This window comes from Vibrio phycocola, assembly GCF_053850235.1.
Genome location: NZ_JBSQDJ010000007.1, coordinates 61,439 through 75,565 on the forward strand (window position 1 = coordinate 61,439; position 14,127 = coordinate 75,565).

Annotated in this window: 14 protein-coding genes; 7 read left to right on the top strand and 7 right to left on the bottom strand. The window is 43.2% G+C overall.

Annotation, left to right across the window (positions count from 1 at the left end; all coding sequences use genetic code 11):
* The first annotated feature begins 60 nt into the window (after positions 1–60).
* The 3 genes from ACWU4D_RS11590 to pfkA all read left to right on the top strand — a co-directional run bounded on the left by ACWU4D_RS11590 (position 61) and on the right by pfkA (position 2,873).
* The gene (locus tag ACWU4D_RS11590) at positions 61–567 is read left to right on the top strand and encodes a CpxP family protein (protein WP_456051593.1); all 507 of its coding nucleotides are present in this window, start codon (positions 61–63) and stop codon (positions 565–567) included.
* 173 nt (positions 568–740) lie between these two features.
* A complete protein-coding gene (gene fieF / locus ACWU4D_RS11595; protein WP_456051594.1) occupies positions 741–1,658 on the top strand; it encodes a CDF family cation-efflux transporter FieF in 918 nt (305 codons plus the stop codon).
* A gap of 252 nt (positions 1,659–1,910) precedes the next feature.
* On the top strand, positions 1,911–2,873 hold the full coding sequence (pfkA, locus tag ACWU4D_RS11600) for a 6-phosphofructokinase (RefSeq protein ID WP_456051595.1): 963 nt from the start codon (positions 1,911–1,913) through the stop codon (positions 2,871–2,873).
* A gap of 90 nt (positions 2,874–2,963) precedes the next feature.
* Here the strand turns inward: pfkA and glpX are convergent, their stop codons facing one another.
* On the bottom strand, positions 2,964–3,971 hold the full coding sequence (gene glpX / locus ACWU4D_RS11605; protein ID WP_456051596.1) for a class II fructose-bisphosphatase: 1,008 nt from the start codon (positions 3,969–3,971) through the stop codon (positions 2,964–2,966).
* 279 nt (positions 3,972–4,250) lie between these two features.
* Between glpX and zapB the strand changes: the two genes are divergently transcribed.
* A complete protein-coding gene (zapB, locus tag ACWU4D_RS11610; RefSeq protein ID WP_456051597.1) occupies positions 4,251–4,493 on the top strand; it encodes a cell division protein ZapB in 243 nt (80 codons plus the stop codon).
* A 96-nt stretch (positions 4,494–4,589) separates the two neighbouring features.
* Here zapB and metF read toward each other — a convergent pair whose 3' ends face one another.
* The 3 genes from metF to ACWU4D_RS11625 all read right to left on the bottom strand — a co-directional run bounded on the left by metF (position 4,590) and on the right by ACWU4D_RS11625 (position 9,272).
* Positions 4,590–5,480 carry a methylenetetrahydrofolate reductase gene (metF, locus tag ACWU4D_RS11615; protein ID WP_456051598.1) on the bottom strand — a complete coding sequence of 297 codons (891 nt, stop codon included), beginning with the start codon at positions 5,478–5,480 and terminating at the stop codon, positions 4,590–4,592.
* Positions 5,481–5,700: 220 nt separating this feature from the next.
* Positions 5,701–8,106: a bifunctional aspartate kinase/homoserine dehydrogenase II gene (locus tag ACWU4D_RS11620; protein ID WP_456051599.1), complete on the bottom strand. Its 2,406-nt coding sequence runs from the start codon at positions 8,104–8,106 to the stop codon at positions 5,701–5,703.
* Entirely contained in the window at positions 8,106–9,272 is a 1,167-nt protein-coding gene (locus ACWU4D_RS11625; RefSeq protein ID WP_456051600.1) for an O-succinylhomoserine (thiol)-lyase, read from the bottom strand. The genes ACWU4D_RS11620 and ACWU4D_RS11625 overlap by 1 nt, the downstream gene beginning before the upstream one ends.
* A gap of 289 nt (positions 9,273–9,561) precedes the next feature.
* On the opposite strand from ACWU4D_RS11625, the gene metJ reads away from it, so the two are divergent.
* Positions 9,562–9,885, top strand: a complete 324-nt coding sequence (gene metJ, locus ACWU4D_RS11630; protein ID WP_456051601.1) for a met regulon transcriptional regulator MetJ — start codon at positions 9,562–9,564, stop codon at positions 9,883–9,885.
* Positions 9,886–9,969: 84 nt separating this feature from the next.
* On the opposite strand, the gene ACWU4D_RS11635 is transcribed toward metJ, so the two are convergent.
* On the bottom strand, positions 9,970–10,407 hold the full coding sequence (locus ACWU4D_RS11635; protein WP_456051602.1) for a MarR family winged helix-turn-helix transcriptional regulator: 438 nt from the start codon (positions 10,405–10,407) through the stop codon (positions 9,970–9,972).
* Between the two features lie 126 nt (positions 10,408–10,533).
* Here ACWU4D_RS11635 and ACWU4D_RS11640 point away from each other — a divergent pair, with 126 nt between their 5' ends.
* Both ACWU4D_RS11640 and rluF read left to right on the top strand, forming a co-directional pair.
* Entirely contained in the window at positions 10,534–10,983 is a 450-nt protein-coding gene (locus ACWU4D_RS11640) for a DUF1499 domain-containing protein (RefSeq protein WP_456051603.1), read from the top strand.
* A 170-nt stretch (positions 10,984–11,153) separates the two neighbouring features.
* Positions 11,154–12,113 (top strand): 23S rRNA pseudouridine(2604) synthase RluF, encoded by a 960-nt coding sequence (gene rluF, locus ACWU4D_RS11645; protein WP_456051604.1) that lies wholly within the window; start codon positions 11,154–11,156, stop codon positions 12,111–12,113.
* Between the two features lie 58 nt (positions 12,114–12,171).
* On the opposite strand, the gene ACWU4D_RS11650 is transcribed toward rluF, so the two are convergent.
* Together ACWU4D_RS11650 and rpmE are read right to left on the bottom strand one after the other, a co-directional pair.
* Positions 12,172–13,449: a malic enzyme-like NAD(P)-binding protein gene (locus tag ACWU4D_RS11650; RefSeq protein ID WP_456051605.1), complete on the bottom strand. Its 1,278-nt coding sequence runs from the start codon at positions 13,447–13,449 to the stop codon at positions 12,172–12,174.
* A gap of 235 nt (positions 13,450–13,684) precedes the next feature.
* On the bottom strand, positions 13,685–13,903 hold the full coding sequence (rpmE, locus tag ACWU4D_RS11655; RefSeq protein ID WP_456051606.1) for a 50S ribosomal protein L31: 219 nt from the start codon (positions 13,901–13,903) through the stop codon (positions 13,685–13,687).
* Positions 13,904–14,127 lie beyond the last annotated feature (224 nt).

The following is a 14,127-nucleotide window of genomic DNA, read 5'->3' on the forward strand; positions in this document are numbered from 1 at the left end:
ACGCTAATCAATAACGATAACGTGCAAACAGAATACATAATGACAATTGAGGAATTCAAAATGAAAAAGATGACAAAAGTAATCCTAGGCGCAACAGTTCTTCCTATTCTACTTAGCACTACTGCGGTAATGGCAAAAGGTGGAGATAAAGAAGGGCGTGATGATAACTGCAGACATGGTTCCGAGAAGTCATTAATGAAAAAGCTTGATTTGACGTCTGAACAACAAGCAAAAATGGACGAGCTTCGTAAAGCGGGCCGTGACAATATGGCAAAAGATCGCAATGAACGACAAGCTGAGATGCAAGCAATGCGTGCGCAAGAGAAGCAAATCGTAATGGCGGCGGACTTTGATGAAGCTGCTGCCCAAGAGCTTGCTAAAAAAATGGTAGATGACCAAGCTGAAAAACGAGTTGAACAGTTGAAAAAACGTTTTGAAATGATGAGTATTTTAACGCCCGAACAGAAAGAAAAACTTGTAGAGCTGCAACAAGATCAGATGGGCAGCTGCGATATGGACGGTAAAAAAGGCGGACATAAACATAAAGGTAATAAAGGTTCAAACTAACGTTGAATCCCGAATGTAAGAAGTGACCGATATTAAGCAGCCCGAGTGGCTGCTTTTTGTTTTTATTGAGCTTGATCAATGAGTTAATTTAATTCGCTTTTTTTACCAATTAATTGATGAAGTTGTGCGGTAGATCTTTCTATAATGGTTCGAAATATAAAAGGAATTCAAAAATGAATCAGAATGAATACGGTCGTTTGGTGACATTGGCGGCATGGACAGCCACGGTGGTTGCCTCTTTGCTATTGATTATAAAAGTAGTGGCTTGGTGGTTTACAGGGTCAGTAAGTATGCTCGCTTCTTTAGTTGACTCTATGCTTGATATCGCCGCATCAGTGGTCAATTTAATTGTCGTACGCTATTCATTACAACCTGCTGATCGTGAGCATGCTTTTGGACATGGTAAGGCAGAGTCTATCGCCGCGTTAGCTCAAGCTATGTTTATTTCTGGTTCCGCCGTTTTCTTGATGTTGAATGGTGTTGAACGATTTTTTCGCCCCCAGGAGTTAACCTCACCTGAGTTCGGTGTTGGTGTAAGTATGATTGCCATACTTTTGACTGGTGGGTTAGTTATATTTCAAAAGAAGGTCGTTAAACAAACCGGTAGTCAGGCGATAGCTGCAGACTCTTTGCATTACCAGACTGACCTCTATATGAATGCAGCTATCATGGTTGCACTTTGTTTAAGCTGGGTAGGAATTGGTCAAGCTGATGCGGTTTTTGCCATGGGGATTGGTATTTATATCCTCTATAGTGCTTATGATATGGCTAAAGAAGCGGTTAATGTACTGCTTGATAAAAAACTGCCAGATGAGGAGATAGCGGAGATTCGTCAAATTTGCTTATCCGTAGATAAAGTTCTTGGTGTTCATGATTTAAGAACTCGATTATCAGGCCCTGTTCGGTTTATTCAAATGCATTTAGAGCTCGACGACGATATGCCGTTAATTGAAGCGCATGATATTTCCGAAGAAGTAGAAAATTTACTCCTAGAACGCTTCCCAAGTTCTGATGTCTTGGTGCATCACGACCCTTATTCAGTTATTTTGGGCCCCGAAAGAGCTGTTGAACTTAATGAGCCAAAAGCTTAATTAAGTTCTGCTCATTGTCTTTTTTATCAGAAATAGCCCCGATTTCTGATATGAATCAACAAAAACCTACTATAATATTGCCATACTTCGTTCCAAATTGAGAACTTATTCATCGATGCGAAATAAGAGTGGAAATTCTGCTCTAGCAAGGTAACATACGCGAATGAACAGGATAGTTCTCCACTCGTTTGCAACCAACGAGTAGATAAAAAATTATTATTTTTTTTGGGTTTCCCAAAATCGAGGGTGAGCATGATTAAGAAAATCGGGATATTAACCAGCGGCGGCGATGCTCCTGGAATGAATGCTGCGGTACGTGGTGTCGTACGTACAGCACTAAGTCAGGACCTGGAAGTCTATGGCGTTTACGATGGTTATTTGGGACTTTACGAAGATCGCATTGAGAAGCTCGATCGTTCTAGTGTATCTGACATCATTAACCGTGGCGGTACGTTCCTTGGTTCAGCGCGTTTTCCTGAATTTAAAGAAGAATCCATTCGCCAAGTCGCAATCGAAAACTTACAAAAACATGGCATCGAAGCGCTTGTTGTTGTAGGTGGTGATGGGTCTTACATGGGAGCTAAAAAGCTAACAGAAATGGGCTATCCATGTATCGGATTACCGGGCACGATTGATAACGACATTGCCGGAACTGATTATACAATTGGTTACTTAACAGCATTAAATACAGTTATTGATGCTATTGATCGTCTACGCGATACATCATCTTCTCACCAGCGTATTTCAATTGTTGAGATCATGGGGCGTCATTGTGGTGACCTGACTTTGATGGCAGCTATTGCGGGTGGGTGTGAGTATGTGATTACCCCAGAAACCGGCCTTGATATGGATGAGTTAATTTCAAATATCCAAGACGGTATCGCAAAAGGTAAGAAGCACGCCATCATTGCGTTAACCGAACTAATGATGGATTCGACTGAATTGGCGGATGCGATTGAAAAAGCAACTGGCCGAGAGACTCGTGCTACGGTTCTAGGGCATATTCAACGTGGTGGTCGCCCAACGGCATTTGACCGTGTACTTGCTTCCCGTATGGGTAATTACGCTGTCGACCTTTTACTTGCTGGTGAAGGTGGTCGTTGCGTGGGAATTCAAAAAGATGAATTGGTTCACCACGATATTATTGATGCGATCGAGCATATGAGACGCCCTGTACGTCACGACCTATTCAAAGTCGCGGAAGATTTGTTTTAATCTTCTTGTTCTATATAGAAGAAAGAATCTGATATTAAAAAAGACCGCTTTTTGCGGTCTTTTTTATTTAGAGTTTAAATCGGCCATTACTCAGAGAATGATTTCGCGCTCTTCACTGTCTTTACGATCAAGATAATGAATCGATTTAACACGGCGAATGGTACGGCAGCGTCCTCGAATCAGCAGTGTTTCTGTTGTCGCGATATTGCCTTTACGAGTTATTCCTTCCAGTAAATCACCTTTGGTAATACCGGTGGCAGAAAAGATAACATTGTCACTGCTTACCATATCTTCCATATGCAGTACTTTTCTTGCTTCAACTCCCATTTCGGAACAGCGCTGAAGTTCAAGTTCACCGTGCTTACGGTTTTCGGCATTATCTTCTTTAACTTCATGGCGAGGAAGTAAGCGACCTTGCATATCGCCATCCAGTGCACGGATAACTGCTGCTGAAATAACTCCTTCAGGTGCGCCACCAATGCAATACATCATGTCGACTTCACTGTCTGGCATACAGGTTAAAATCGATGCGGCAACATCACCGTCTGGCACTGCGAAGACTCTTACACCCATCTCTTGCATTGCAGCAATGGTTTCATCGTGACGTGGTTTGGCTAATGTAATGACAACCAGTTCTTGGAGTGATTTACCGAGAGCTTGAGCCACCGTAGTTAGGTTCTCGGTAAGTGGTTTCTCTAGGTCGATACAACCTTTTGCTCCAGGACCAACCACCAACTTTTCCATGTACATATCGGGTGCTTTTAGAAAACTGCCTTTTTCCGCAGCGGCAAGAACAGCTAAGGCATTTGACTGTCCCATCGCGGTCATGCGAGTTCCTTCAATTGGGTCAACCGCAATATCGACAGCATCACCACCTAGTCCGACTTTTTCGCCGATAAAGAGCATTGGTGCATCGTCAATTTCACCTTCGCCGATGACGATTTCGCCTTCGATTTCGGTCTTGTTAAGTAGACTACGCATTACTTCGACTGCGGCACCATCGGCGGCGTTTTTATCACCACGGCCTAACCATTTGTATCCAGCTAATGCTGCGCCTTCGGTGACGCGTGAAAAGGACATCGCTAAATCGCGCTTCATGTTGACTCCAATAAACCTAAACGTTGTGGCAAATTTTAGCATAACACGAGTTAATCGTCGGTGAATTTGTCCGCGTACAATTGTATTTAATCAAAGATCTATGGAATAAAAGGGAGAGCAAACAGTAGGTAGGTCAACATCGTGTAAAATACGTTGAATTTTTAAGCGAATGGTATCATTTTTTCAATATAGCGCGTGTGTCTCGTGCGTTGGCTGAGTAGAATGAGGCGATTGAGTGAAAATGCGTTCACATTGATGAATTAGAAAAAGGGAATAAGCATGTCTTTTGAAGTGTTAGAAAAACTAGAAGCAAAAATTCAAACTGCTGTAGATACGATTGCATTGCTTCAGATGGAAGTTGAAGAGCTAAAAGAAGCAAAGCAAACATTGCAAACTGAAGCGGCAGAGTTAAATTCTGGCCGTGCAGCGCTAGAGCAGAAAGTTCAACAAGTTGAGCAAGAGCATGCTCAGTGGCAAGAGCGCATTCGTACACTACTTGGCAAAATGGATGACGTAGAATAATCGTCGTACTATTTTGAACAGCTGTGACTGTAAAACAAAGGCCGATGAATAGATTCATCGGCCTTTGTTTTTATATAAGTGCTGTTGTCTGAGCGTTTATGCGCCTTGTGGGCGAACACCTAGAGTATGACATAGGGCATAGGTCATCTCTGCACGGTTTAATGTGTAGAAGTGGAAATCTTTAACCCCTTCACGTGATAGGACACGAATCATATCAATCGCTTGACTCGCACCAACTAATTGACGAGTTAATGGATCGTCATCCAAGCCTTCAAACTGTTTTGCCATCCAGCTTGGTACTTTTACTTGGTTCTGTGCTGCAAAACTTGAGGCTTGTTTAAAGTTAGTCACCGGTAAGATGCCTGGCACGATCTCAACATCAATGCCTGCAGTGACACAACGATCTCTAAAACGTAGATAGCTTTCTACGTCAAAGAAAAACTGAGTAATCGCACGGTTTGCTCCTGCATCAACCTTGCGCTTTAAGTTAAATAGATCCGCTTGAGCACTTTTCGCTTCTGGATGAACTTCAGGGAATGCAGCAACCGAAATATCGAAATCATGTTTCGCTTTAAGCAGTTCAACTAAATCTGAAGCATACATATCAGGTTTGCCGCCACCCGGTGGAATATCACCACGCAGAGCAACAATACTTTCAATACCGTTATTCCAGTAATCATCTGCAATTTGAATTAATTCATCACGTGAGGCATCGATACAGGTTAAATGAGGTGCAGCGACTAAGCCGGTTTGATCTTTAATCTCTTTGATGATGGAGTGAGTACGATTACGCTCACCAGAGTTGGCACCATAAGTCACAGAAACGAATTCTGGCTTCAGTGTTTTTAGACGGTGGACAGAGTTCCACAATGTCTCTTCCATTTGCTCAGAGCTTGGTGGAAAAAACTCAAATGACACATTAATGTCTGATACTTCGGTGATATTTCGGTTTAAAGCATCAATGTGACTTGCGTGTGAATATACCATGTCGATTCTCCGGTTGGGTGCACTCACCCTGCGTTATACGTGTATTGTCTAACTCATGCATATATTTAGACGTCTATATGTCCAAAGAATGTCTTGAAATGAATTTAATGTCAATAATCAAAACATGAATTATCTTCATGATAGAAATGAGCATTTTTCACATGAGCGACAGCTTCTCCAATACAGCGCTAAACTAGCACTGTATTGGAAGTTGAAAGGATTATAATAGACTTGCTAAGCGATTGATATCTGATTGAATTGCGCCTGCTGTTACGTCTCTTCCTGCTCCTGGACCTTGGATAATTAATGGATTGTCTTTATACCATTTACTTTCAATCGCAAAGATATTATCACAAGGCAAAAGGTTGGCGAGAGCATGCTCTTGCGGCAAGGCTTCGATCCCTACAGTTGCTTCTCCCGTTTTCTCTAGCCGAGCAACATAGCGCAATACTTGACCTTCTTGCTGTGCTTCTTCTAATCGTGATGATAGCTGCTGATCAAGTATCTCAGCATTATCTAAGAAGTCATCTAAGGATAAAGAGCGCAACTCGTCCGGTACTAAAGACTCAACGCTTACCGATTCAGGCTCAATATTGAGTCCAGACTCACGAGTAAGGATGACTAATTTACGCATCACATCGGAACCATCGAGGTCATTACGAGGGTCTGGTTCGGTTAATCCCTGTTGCCACGCCAGTTCAACCAATTGGCTAAATGGAATAGAACCATCGTATTGCTGGAATAACCAAGATAATGTTCCAGAGAAAATACCAGAAAGCGCAACGATGCTATCTCCACTTTCGCGCAAATCACGTAACGTATGATTAATTGGAAGCCCTGCACCAACTGTTGCGTTGTAGAACCAGTGACGGCCAATTTTTTCAAATGCCTCTTTTACGTGGTAGTAGTTTTCACTCGATGCTGAACCTGCGATTTTATTGGCTGAAATCAGATGGATTCCTTGTTCTGCTATCTCAGCATAGTGCGCGGACAACTCTTTGCTTGCCGTGACATCGAGAACAATGACTTCGTCGTAACCTTTGATACTCCCCAAACGCTGAAGCCATTCTAAGCCATTATGTGCGATAGAATGTTCGGCAAAACTGGCAATGGCTTTTGCAGCATCAATTCCTGTGTGATCGAACCAATAGCCTTTGCTTGCAGATACGGCGACCAGTTCGAAATTCATACCGTGACGTTTTTCAAGCTCTTGTTTTTGTTGTGAGAACAACTCCAACCAATTTGAGCCAATGTTCCCTTTTCCACACAGTGCGAGAGCGACTCGCTTTTGCGCTTGAAATAATTGAGCGTGAATTGATTTGACCAGTGGTGCAAGGTCAGTTCGACGCATGATCGCGACTAAACTAAACCCAGATTCTGCAAAGAACTCTATCGGGGCAGTGTTGAGTTGCTGATAGAAGCCAAAACAATGATTTGGATTTTTGGTTACCCCAGCGCCTACTGCTGCGATCATGGTATAGCCTTCACGCAGAATTGTTTCAGCTTCGATCGCGATATCTTGTAAATAATGAAGAGCTTCAGCTGCAATCTCGGCAGTATAAGCCAAACGTAAGCGAGATTGGTCGACTTGACACTCCATAGCTAAAGGCATTAGCTGGGCACGTTTCAGTTGCTCGATAACATTGTGTTTTAAGCGTTCAAAGTCGTGACCGTGTGGAAATGCTAGATCGATGATCATCACCTCTTTTAGTGAAGTAATGATTTTTGCGCCACGTCCGGAGGCCAATACGCGTTCGATATGAGTCGATCCGGATTCAGGTGAGTAGCTGCAACGTAAATGGAGGTCAATTGCGCTTTGGGAGACTGGCTGCAATGTACGGCTGTGAAGAACTGGAGCCGCGAGTCGTGCTAATTCACTTGCTTCGTCAAGGCGCAACAAAGGTAGTAAGCATGCGTCATCGACAATGCGAGGGTCTGCACTATAGACACCCGCGACATCACTCCAGATCGTGACTCGGTCAACCTCAGCAAGGGCTCCAATAATAGTAGCTGAATAGTCAGAACCATTACGTCCTAATAATACCGTAGTGCCGAGTTCGTCTTGGGCAATGAAACCGGTAAAAATGATGCGCTGATGTGCGTGTTGAACCAGAATCTCTTTGAGCAATGGATATGACTTGGCGCGATCCACTTCTGGTTGAGCGACATTAGGTGCGCGTAAGAAGTTGCGTGAATCTTGGGCGCACGCTGGCATCTCTTGTTGATTCAGTAGTGCTGCCAATAAACGAGATGACCAAACTTCACCATGAGCAAGGACGGTCGCGCGCTCAAATGGCGTAGACGCGTCTATAAGGCTGTATAGTGCATCGATTTCATCAAGCAATTGCGCCGTTAATTTCTGCGCATGCTCTTGGTCAAGCAAGTCGTTGATCAGATCTAATTGGAACTTTTTTACACCGTTCAGTTGTTGGTGCGCTTCTTCATTGTCTGAGGAAACAAGCTCTACAAATTTAATCAATTGATTGGTGGTTTTTCCTGCAGCAGATACGACGATTAAATCGTGACTTTTTGAGTGTTCTTTTAGCAAGGTTGCCACTCGGCGATAACAGTCTGGATCGGCCAAACTGCTGCCGCCAAATTTGTGCAAATGACGTGCAGAAAGCATTAACGGTTCTCCTCGACCACGGCAAAGGCTCGATCGAGATCGGCAATCAAATCGTCAGCGTCTTCTAAACCAATGGACAAACGCAACAGTTGAAGAGATACCCCCGCCGTTGCAAGCGCTTCTTCGCCCATTGCTCGGTGTGTCATTGTTGCTGGATGACAAATCAAGCTTTCAACACCGCCAAGTGATTCAGCGAGAGAGAAAAGCTTAAGTTCGCCAACGAATTGTTGTAACTCTTCATAACTTCCACCAAATTCAAAGCTCAACATTGAGCCAAATCCTGCTTGCTGTTTTTTTGCGATCTCGTGACCTGGATGATCGGGTAAGCTCGGGTGATAAATTTCGCTAATTTGTGGCTGCTCAAGTAAATAGCTGAGTACTTTAGCCGCGCCTTCTTCATGGCTGCGCATTCTTGAACCAAGAGTGCGCACGCCACGTAGTGTCATGTAGCTGTCAAATGGTGTTCCGGTTGAACCTAAGCAATTTCCCCACCATGCAAGATCTTCGGCATCTTGCTTCGATTTACAAATGACAACCCCACCAATGACATCAGAGTGACCATTAATGAATTTGGACGTGGAATGAATAACAAAATCGGCACCGAGTGAAAGTGGTTGTTGAAAAATCGGTGATAAAAACGTGTTATCAACCGCAACTAATGCACCAACGGCTTTTGCTTGCTTGCAAATTTTCTCTATATCAACGACACGAAGCAGTGGATTCGATGGTGTTTCTAATAGGACGAGTTTTGGCTGTTTCGCCATGGCGTCTGCTACGGCTTGATCATCACATTGGTCGACAAATTCAACCTTGAAATCCCCTTTGTTCGCACGAGAATTGAATAAGCGGTAGGTGCCACCATAACAATCATGAGGTGCGACAATAAGATCGCCAGGACTTAGAAATGCTGAGGCCCATAAGTTGATTGCCGAGGTTCCACAATTGGTGACAATCGCGCCTTCTCCACCTTCTAGATCGGCTAAGGCTGTTTCCAATAAGCCACGATTAGGGTTGCCCGAACGAGTATAATCATATTTAGGCACTTCACCGAATGCAGGAAAACCATAATTGGTTGTGAGATAAATCGGTGGGACAACCGCATGATATTGCGAATCGGATTCGATGCCAGTGCGAACCGCAATTGTCGCGGGCTTACGAGGTGCCATAATAATTCCTTCCTTTTGACATGAGAACGTCACCGCCGAGGTGGCGGGTTGAGGGCAATATTTTACCTTTTCTGATCACAAGTTGCAGTGGCATTAAAGATAAATTTTTATACCGTTTAACGATTGCTTGGATCGACTGTTTATCAAAACGGTATTTATGGCTATTTTAATAACAATTAATTCGGACGTCAACACTTCTAGACGTCTATATGTCTTTGCTTATAGCAGTAAGAAACGCTAGAATTAACCTCAATTTTTGAATCAGAATTATTGGCAAAGAGGGTGTGGTATGGCCGAGTGGAATGGAGACTATATTAGTCCATACGCTGAACATGGTAAAAAGAATGAGCAAGTAAAGAAGATTACGGTTTCTATCCCTTTGAAAGTACTCAAAGTATTGACCGATGAACGTACTCGCCGCCAAGTAAATAACTTGCGTCATGCGACCAACAGTGAACTATTGTGCGAAGCTTTCCTTCATGCTTATACCGGGCAACCTCTACCAACCGACGAGGATTTGCGTAAAGATCGCCCCGATGATATACCTGTTGAAGCAAAAGCTTTAATGACTGAAATGGGCATTTCGTTTGAAGCGTACGACGAAGAGTTCTGATTCAATAAAGCCTGAAATTTAAAACCACATTTTTTAAAACACCCAAGCTATCGATGTTATGGGTGTTTTTTATTGTGTATTTAATTATTGTGAACTTAATTTTTGATACAACCGCTCAGTAAGTGCTTTTAATTCCAATGCCTCTTCTATTGGCATATTAATCTGGCAAGCCAATTCTTTGGGAACACTTGCGGCCTGTTGCTGTAAGCTCCTACCATTTTTTGATACTTTCAATATCGTTTGCCTCGAGTCTTGCTCGGACTTTACTTTTTCAATCAAAAGTTTGGTTTCTAATCGTTTTATGATTGGCGTGAGAGTTCCAGCATCTAGGCGAGTACGTTCCACTAGGCGTTTAATGATGACACCATCCTCCTCCCACAATGCCAGCATAACGAGATACTGCGGGTAGGTGAGATCCAATTTGTCTAACAAAGGGCGATACGCTCGGATTAATGCATTGTTCGCAGAGTAAAGCGAATGGCAAATTTGGTTATCGAGTTTTAACTCTTTTGGCGTGTTCATGAAGTGTCCTATTGTTTATCTGAAACTATTTTGTGCGCAAAGCATTGACATGTCAAACTACAAAGCGCATTATTTTGTGCACAAAGTAATTGTTTATTAGAGATACCGATGAAAGGGAACAAAATCATGACTACTATTCTGATCGTCATTGCCGCATTTATTGCCATAAATTTTGGTCGAATTTACTATCAAAATAATCAAGCTCCTGAATTAGGTGTCAAAAATGGTCAATTTACACCGCTAAGTAGCAAGCCGAATAATGTCTCAACTCAAGCTGAAACCGAAGACAAAAAAGTGGCACCACTCCCGGTAAAAGCGTCGACAAGTGCGACGATGGAAGCCTTAAAACAGGCGGTAAGCGAATATGGTAAAGCGGAGATTGAAGAAGAAAGTGACACTTACCTGTATGTTATTTTTACTACCGATCTGATGAAGTATCGTGACGATGTTGAGTTTTGGATTGATGAAGCAAACGGTGTTGTGCATTTTCGTTCTGCAAGCCGAGCAGGGTATTCAGATATGGGCTTAAACCGTAAACGTTATGAAGCGCTCGCCGCACTGTACGCAGAAAAATAAGCGAAAGGCACGACTGAATTTCATTGGTTTAATTTAATCGAAACAAATTAAACCAATGGCTTTTGTCCCTATTCATAATCAAGTAAACTGCGCGAGTTGTCTTGCTCGTTTGGTTTTTTACACACTTCCTCTCGGGTTGCTTACCACTTAGCTCGAAATTCGAGGAATTCATGTCCGACACCACCGAAAAACGTCTTAATAAATACATCAGCGAAACCGGAATTTGTTCTCGTCGTGAGGCCGACCGTCTGATTGCCGATGGTAAAGTGAAGGTGAATGGTTTGGTGGCAGAAATGGGACTAAAAGTAACCGATGCGGATGATGTTGTCGTCAATGGCAAACCATTAAGAGCCAAACGCAAACCAATTTACATTGCCTTGAATAAACCTGTTGGCATTACCTGTACCACTGAGCGTGATGTTCAAGGAAATATCGTCGATTTTGTTCGGCACCGCGAGCGTATTTTTCCAATTGGCCGTTTAGATAAACCTTCCGATGGTTTGATTTTTCTGACTAATGACGGTGATATCGTTAATAAAATCCTTCGCGCGGGGAATCAGCATGAGAAAGAGTATGTAGTACGAGTAGACAAGCCGATCACTCAGGACTTTATTCGAAAAATGAGTGAAGGCGTTGCGATTCTTGATACTGTGACCTTGCCATGTAAGGTCACTCAAGAAGGTAAATTTTCGTTTCGTATTGTGTTAACACAGGGGTTAAACCGCCAGATTCGCCGGATGTGTGAAACGTTAGGGTATGATGTGTTTAAGCTTCGCCGAGTGCGAATTATGAACATTACCTTAGACGGTATTCCCAATGGAAAATGGCGTTACCTTAGTGAACAGGAAGTGACGCAAATTCTGGCGATGTGCGAAAACTCAAGTGGTACTGAAGAAGCCTCTCAAGTTGAAAGTCAAACCACGACTCGCCCTGTTGCTAAAGCAAAACCAAAGCCTAATCGCCGCGTAAATTCAGAGGCGCCATTTGGACGAAGTGGGAAATCACAAGGCCGTGGCGCTAGTGGTAAAAAAACACCTCATTCGAAGCGCGATGACACCTCTTCAGGGCGCGGACGAAAACCAAACACCAGCAAGCCGAGTGTAAAAGGCACGCTAAAGTTGAAGAAATAAAAAATGCCGACACAATGTCGGCATTTTATTACGCATAAGATTCAACAAAGTGGCTTGTTTAATCTTCCATATAGTTTTCTGGCATCTCAATACGAGCAACACCGGAATCAACCGCCGCTTGAGCAACCGCTTTCGATACTCGTGAAAGCAAGCGAGGGTCCATTGGTTTTGGAATAATGTAGTCAGGTCCAAATTCCAACTTATCGACACCTGCTGCGGCAAGCACTTCTGCTGGTACAGGTTCCTTGGCAATACTACGAATTGCTTCAACTGCCGCAAGCTTCATTTCTGTATTGATCTCTTTGGCACGAACATCAAGCGCACCGCGGAAAATGAATGGGAAACAAAGTACGTTATTTACTTGGTTCGGATAGTCGGAGCGACCTGTGCCCATAATCAAATCTTTGCGGGCGGTGTGCGCCAGCTCTGGCTTGATTTCTGGATCAGGGTTGGAACAGGCAAAGACCACAGGGTTTGGTGCCATCAACTTTAATTCTTCTACAGAAATCAGGTTTGGTCCCGATACGCCGAGGAATAAGTCAGCATTGGTAATCGCATCTTCCAACGTGCGCTTGTCGGTATTATTGGCAAACTGTGCTTTATATTCATTGAGTTCTTCACGGCGGGTATGAATCACACCTTTGCGATCGAGCATGTAGATTTTTTCACGCATTGCGCCACATTTAATCAGTAGCTCCATACATGCGGTTGCAGCGGCACCAGCACCAAGGCAGACAATGATACAGTCTTTTAGGTCTTTACCTTGTAGTTCGATCGCGTTAAGCATTCCTGCTGCTGTAATAATTGCAGTACCGTGTTGGTCGTCATGGAAGACTGGTACATCACAACGATTAATTAATTGACGTTCAATTTCAAAACATTCAGGGGCTTTGATGTCTTCTAGGTTGATACCACCGAAAGTATCGGCGATGTTGGCAACCGTATCGATAAATTCATCAATCGTACGGTGCTTAACTTCAATATCAATAGAGTCAATGTTGGCAAAGCGTTTAAATAATAGAGCTTTACCTTCCATTACTGGCTTCGATGCCATTGGCCCTAAATTACCTAAACCAAGTATTGCTGTCCCGTTTGAAATGACCGCGACAGTGTTGCCCTTTGCTGTATATTTAAAGACGTTATCTGGGTTCTGTGCTATTTCACGCACGGGCTCCGCGACACCTGGGCTGTATGCTAGTGACAAATCGCTTGCCGAATCGGCTGGCGTTGTCAGCGCTATTTCAATTTTGCCCGGTGTTGGCTGGGCATGATAATCGAGGGCTTGTTGGCGAAAGGCTTCTTCCGCTGATAGTTCTTGGTTTTGGTCTTCGGACATGTGTGTGGGTCCTAATTATTCGGTATGAGGTTATGGTGTTTTTTCCAGCAGCTATTTTAATGGATGTTGATCCATCTTCATAGCAAGGAAAAGAGCTGCAGCAATAAAAATAGTCCAAAAACTGAATAAACTGTAAACAAAAAGGAAAACAAAGAGTTCTATAGAGCTAAGGCTGCAAGCAGAAACTAAAAAGGACGCCAATATAGCGTCCTTTGCATTCACATTTTAGAAGTTATTACTTCTTGCTTGATAAGTTACCAAAGCGTTTAGTGAAGCGATCAACACGGCCGCCTGTATCAACGATACGTTGCTTACCAGTGTAGAATGGGTGACATTTGTCACATACGTCTAGGTGAAGAGAATCTTTCGCCATAGATGATTTAAAAGTGAACGCGTTGCCGCAAGAGCAAGTTGCGCTTACTTCTTTGTATTCTGGGTGGATTCCAGCTTTCATAGGATAACCTCAATATTAGGCCGTGTCGCCATCCGAGTCTTTGCCGGACACCACACGTAGAGTTAAATTGCGTAACCCAAGGTTGTCATTTTGGTAAACAGACCTTGAGGCGCGCTATACTAATGAAAAGTGTCGGATGGATCAACTTCTTTTGCTGTTATTTTCACCATATTAACGGCTCGAAATTAGGAAACTCATCGTTTAGACTATCTATTCATTTATTA

Coding starts and splice junctions, on each gene's coding strand:
- ACWU4D_RS11590 (WP_456051593.1), top strand. CDS start 61: ATGAAAAAGATGACAAAAGTAATCCTAGGCGCAACAGTTCTTCCTATT.
- fieF (WP_456051594.1), top strand. CDS start 741: ATGAATCAGAATGAATACGGTCGTTTGGTGACATTGGCGGCATGGACA.
- pfkA (WP_456051595.1), top strand. CDS start 1,911: ATGATTAAGAAAATCGGGATATTAACCAGCGGCGGCGATGCTCCTGGA.
- glpX (WP_456051596.1), bottom strand. CDS start 3,971: ATGAAGCGCGATTTAGCGATGTCCTTTTCACGCGTCACCGAAGGCGCA.
- zapB (WP_456051597.1), top strand. CDS start 4,251: ATGTCTTTTGAAGTGTTAGAAAAACTAGAAGCAAAAATTCAAACTGCT.
- metF (WP_456051598.1), bottom strand. CDS start 5,480: ATGGTATATTCACACGCAAGTCACATTGATGCTTTAAACCGAAATATC.
- ACWU4D_RS11620 (WP_456051599.1), bottom strand. CDS start 8,106: ATGCTTTCTGCACGTCATTTGCACAAATTTGGCGGCAGCAGTTTGGCC.
- ACWU4D_RS11625 (WP_456051600.1), bottom strand. CDS start 9,272: ATGGCACCTCGTAAGCCCGCGACAATTGCGGTTCGCACTGGCATCGAA.
- metJ (WP_456051601.1), top strand. CDS start 9,562: ATGGCCGAGTGGAATGGAGACTATATTAGTCCATACGCTGAACATGGT.
- ACWU4D_RS11635 (WP_456051602.1), bottom strand. CDS start 10,407: ATGAACACGCCAAAAGAGTTAAAACTCGATAACCAAATTTGCCATTCG.
- ACWU4D_RS11640 (WP_456051603.1), top strand. CDS start 10,534: ATGACTACTATTCTGATCGTCATTGCCGCATTTATTGCCATAAATTTT.
- rluF (WP_456051604.1), top strand. CDS start 11,154: ATGTCCGACACCACCGAAAAACGTCTTAATAAATACATCAGCGAAACC.
- ACWU4D_RS11650 (WP_456051605.1), bottom strand. CDS start 13,449: ATGTCCGAAGACCAAAACCAAGAACTATCAGCGGAAGAAGCCTTTCGC.
- rpmE (WP_456051606.1), bottom strand. CDS start 13,903: ATGAAAGCTGGAATCCACCCAGAATACAAAGAAGTAAGCGCAACTTGC.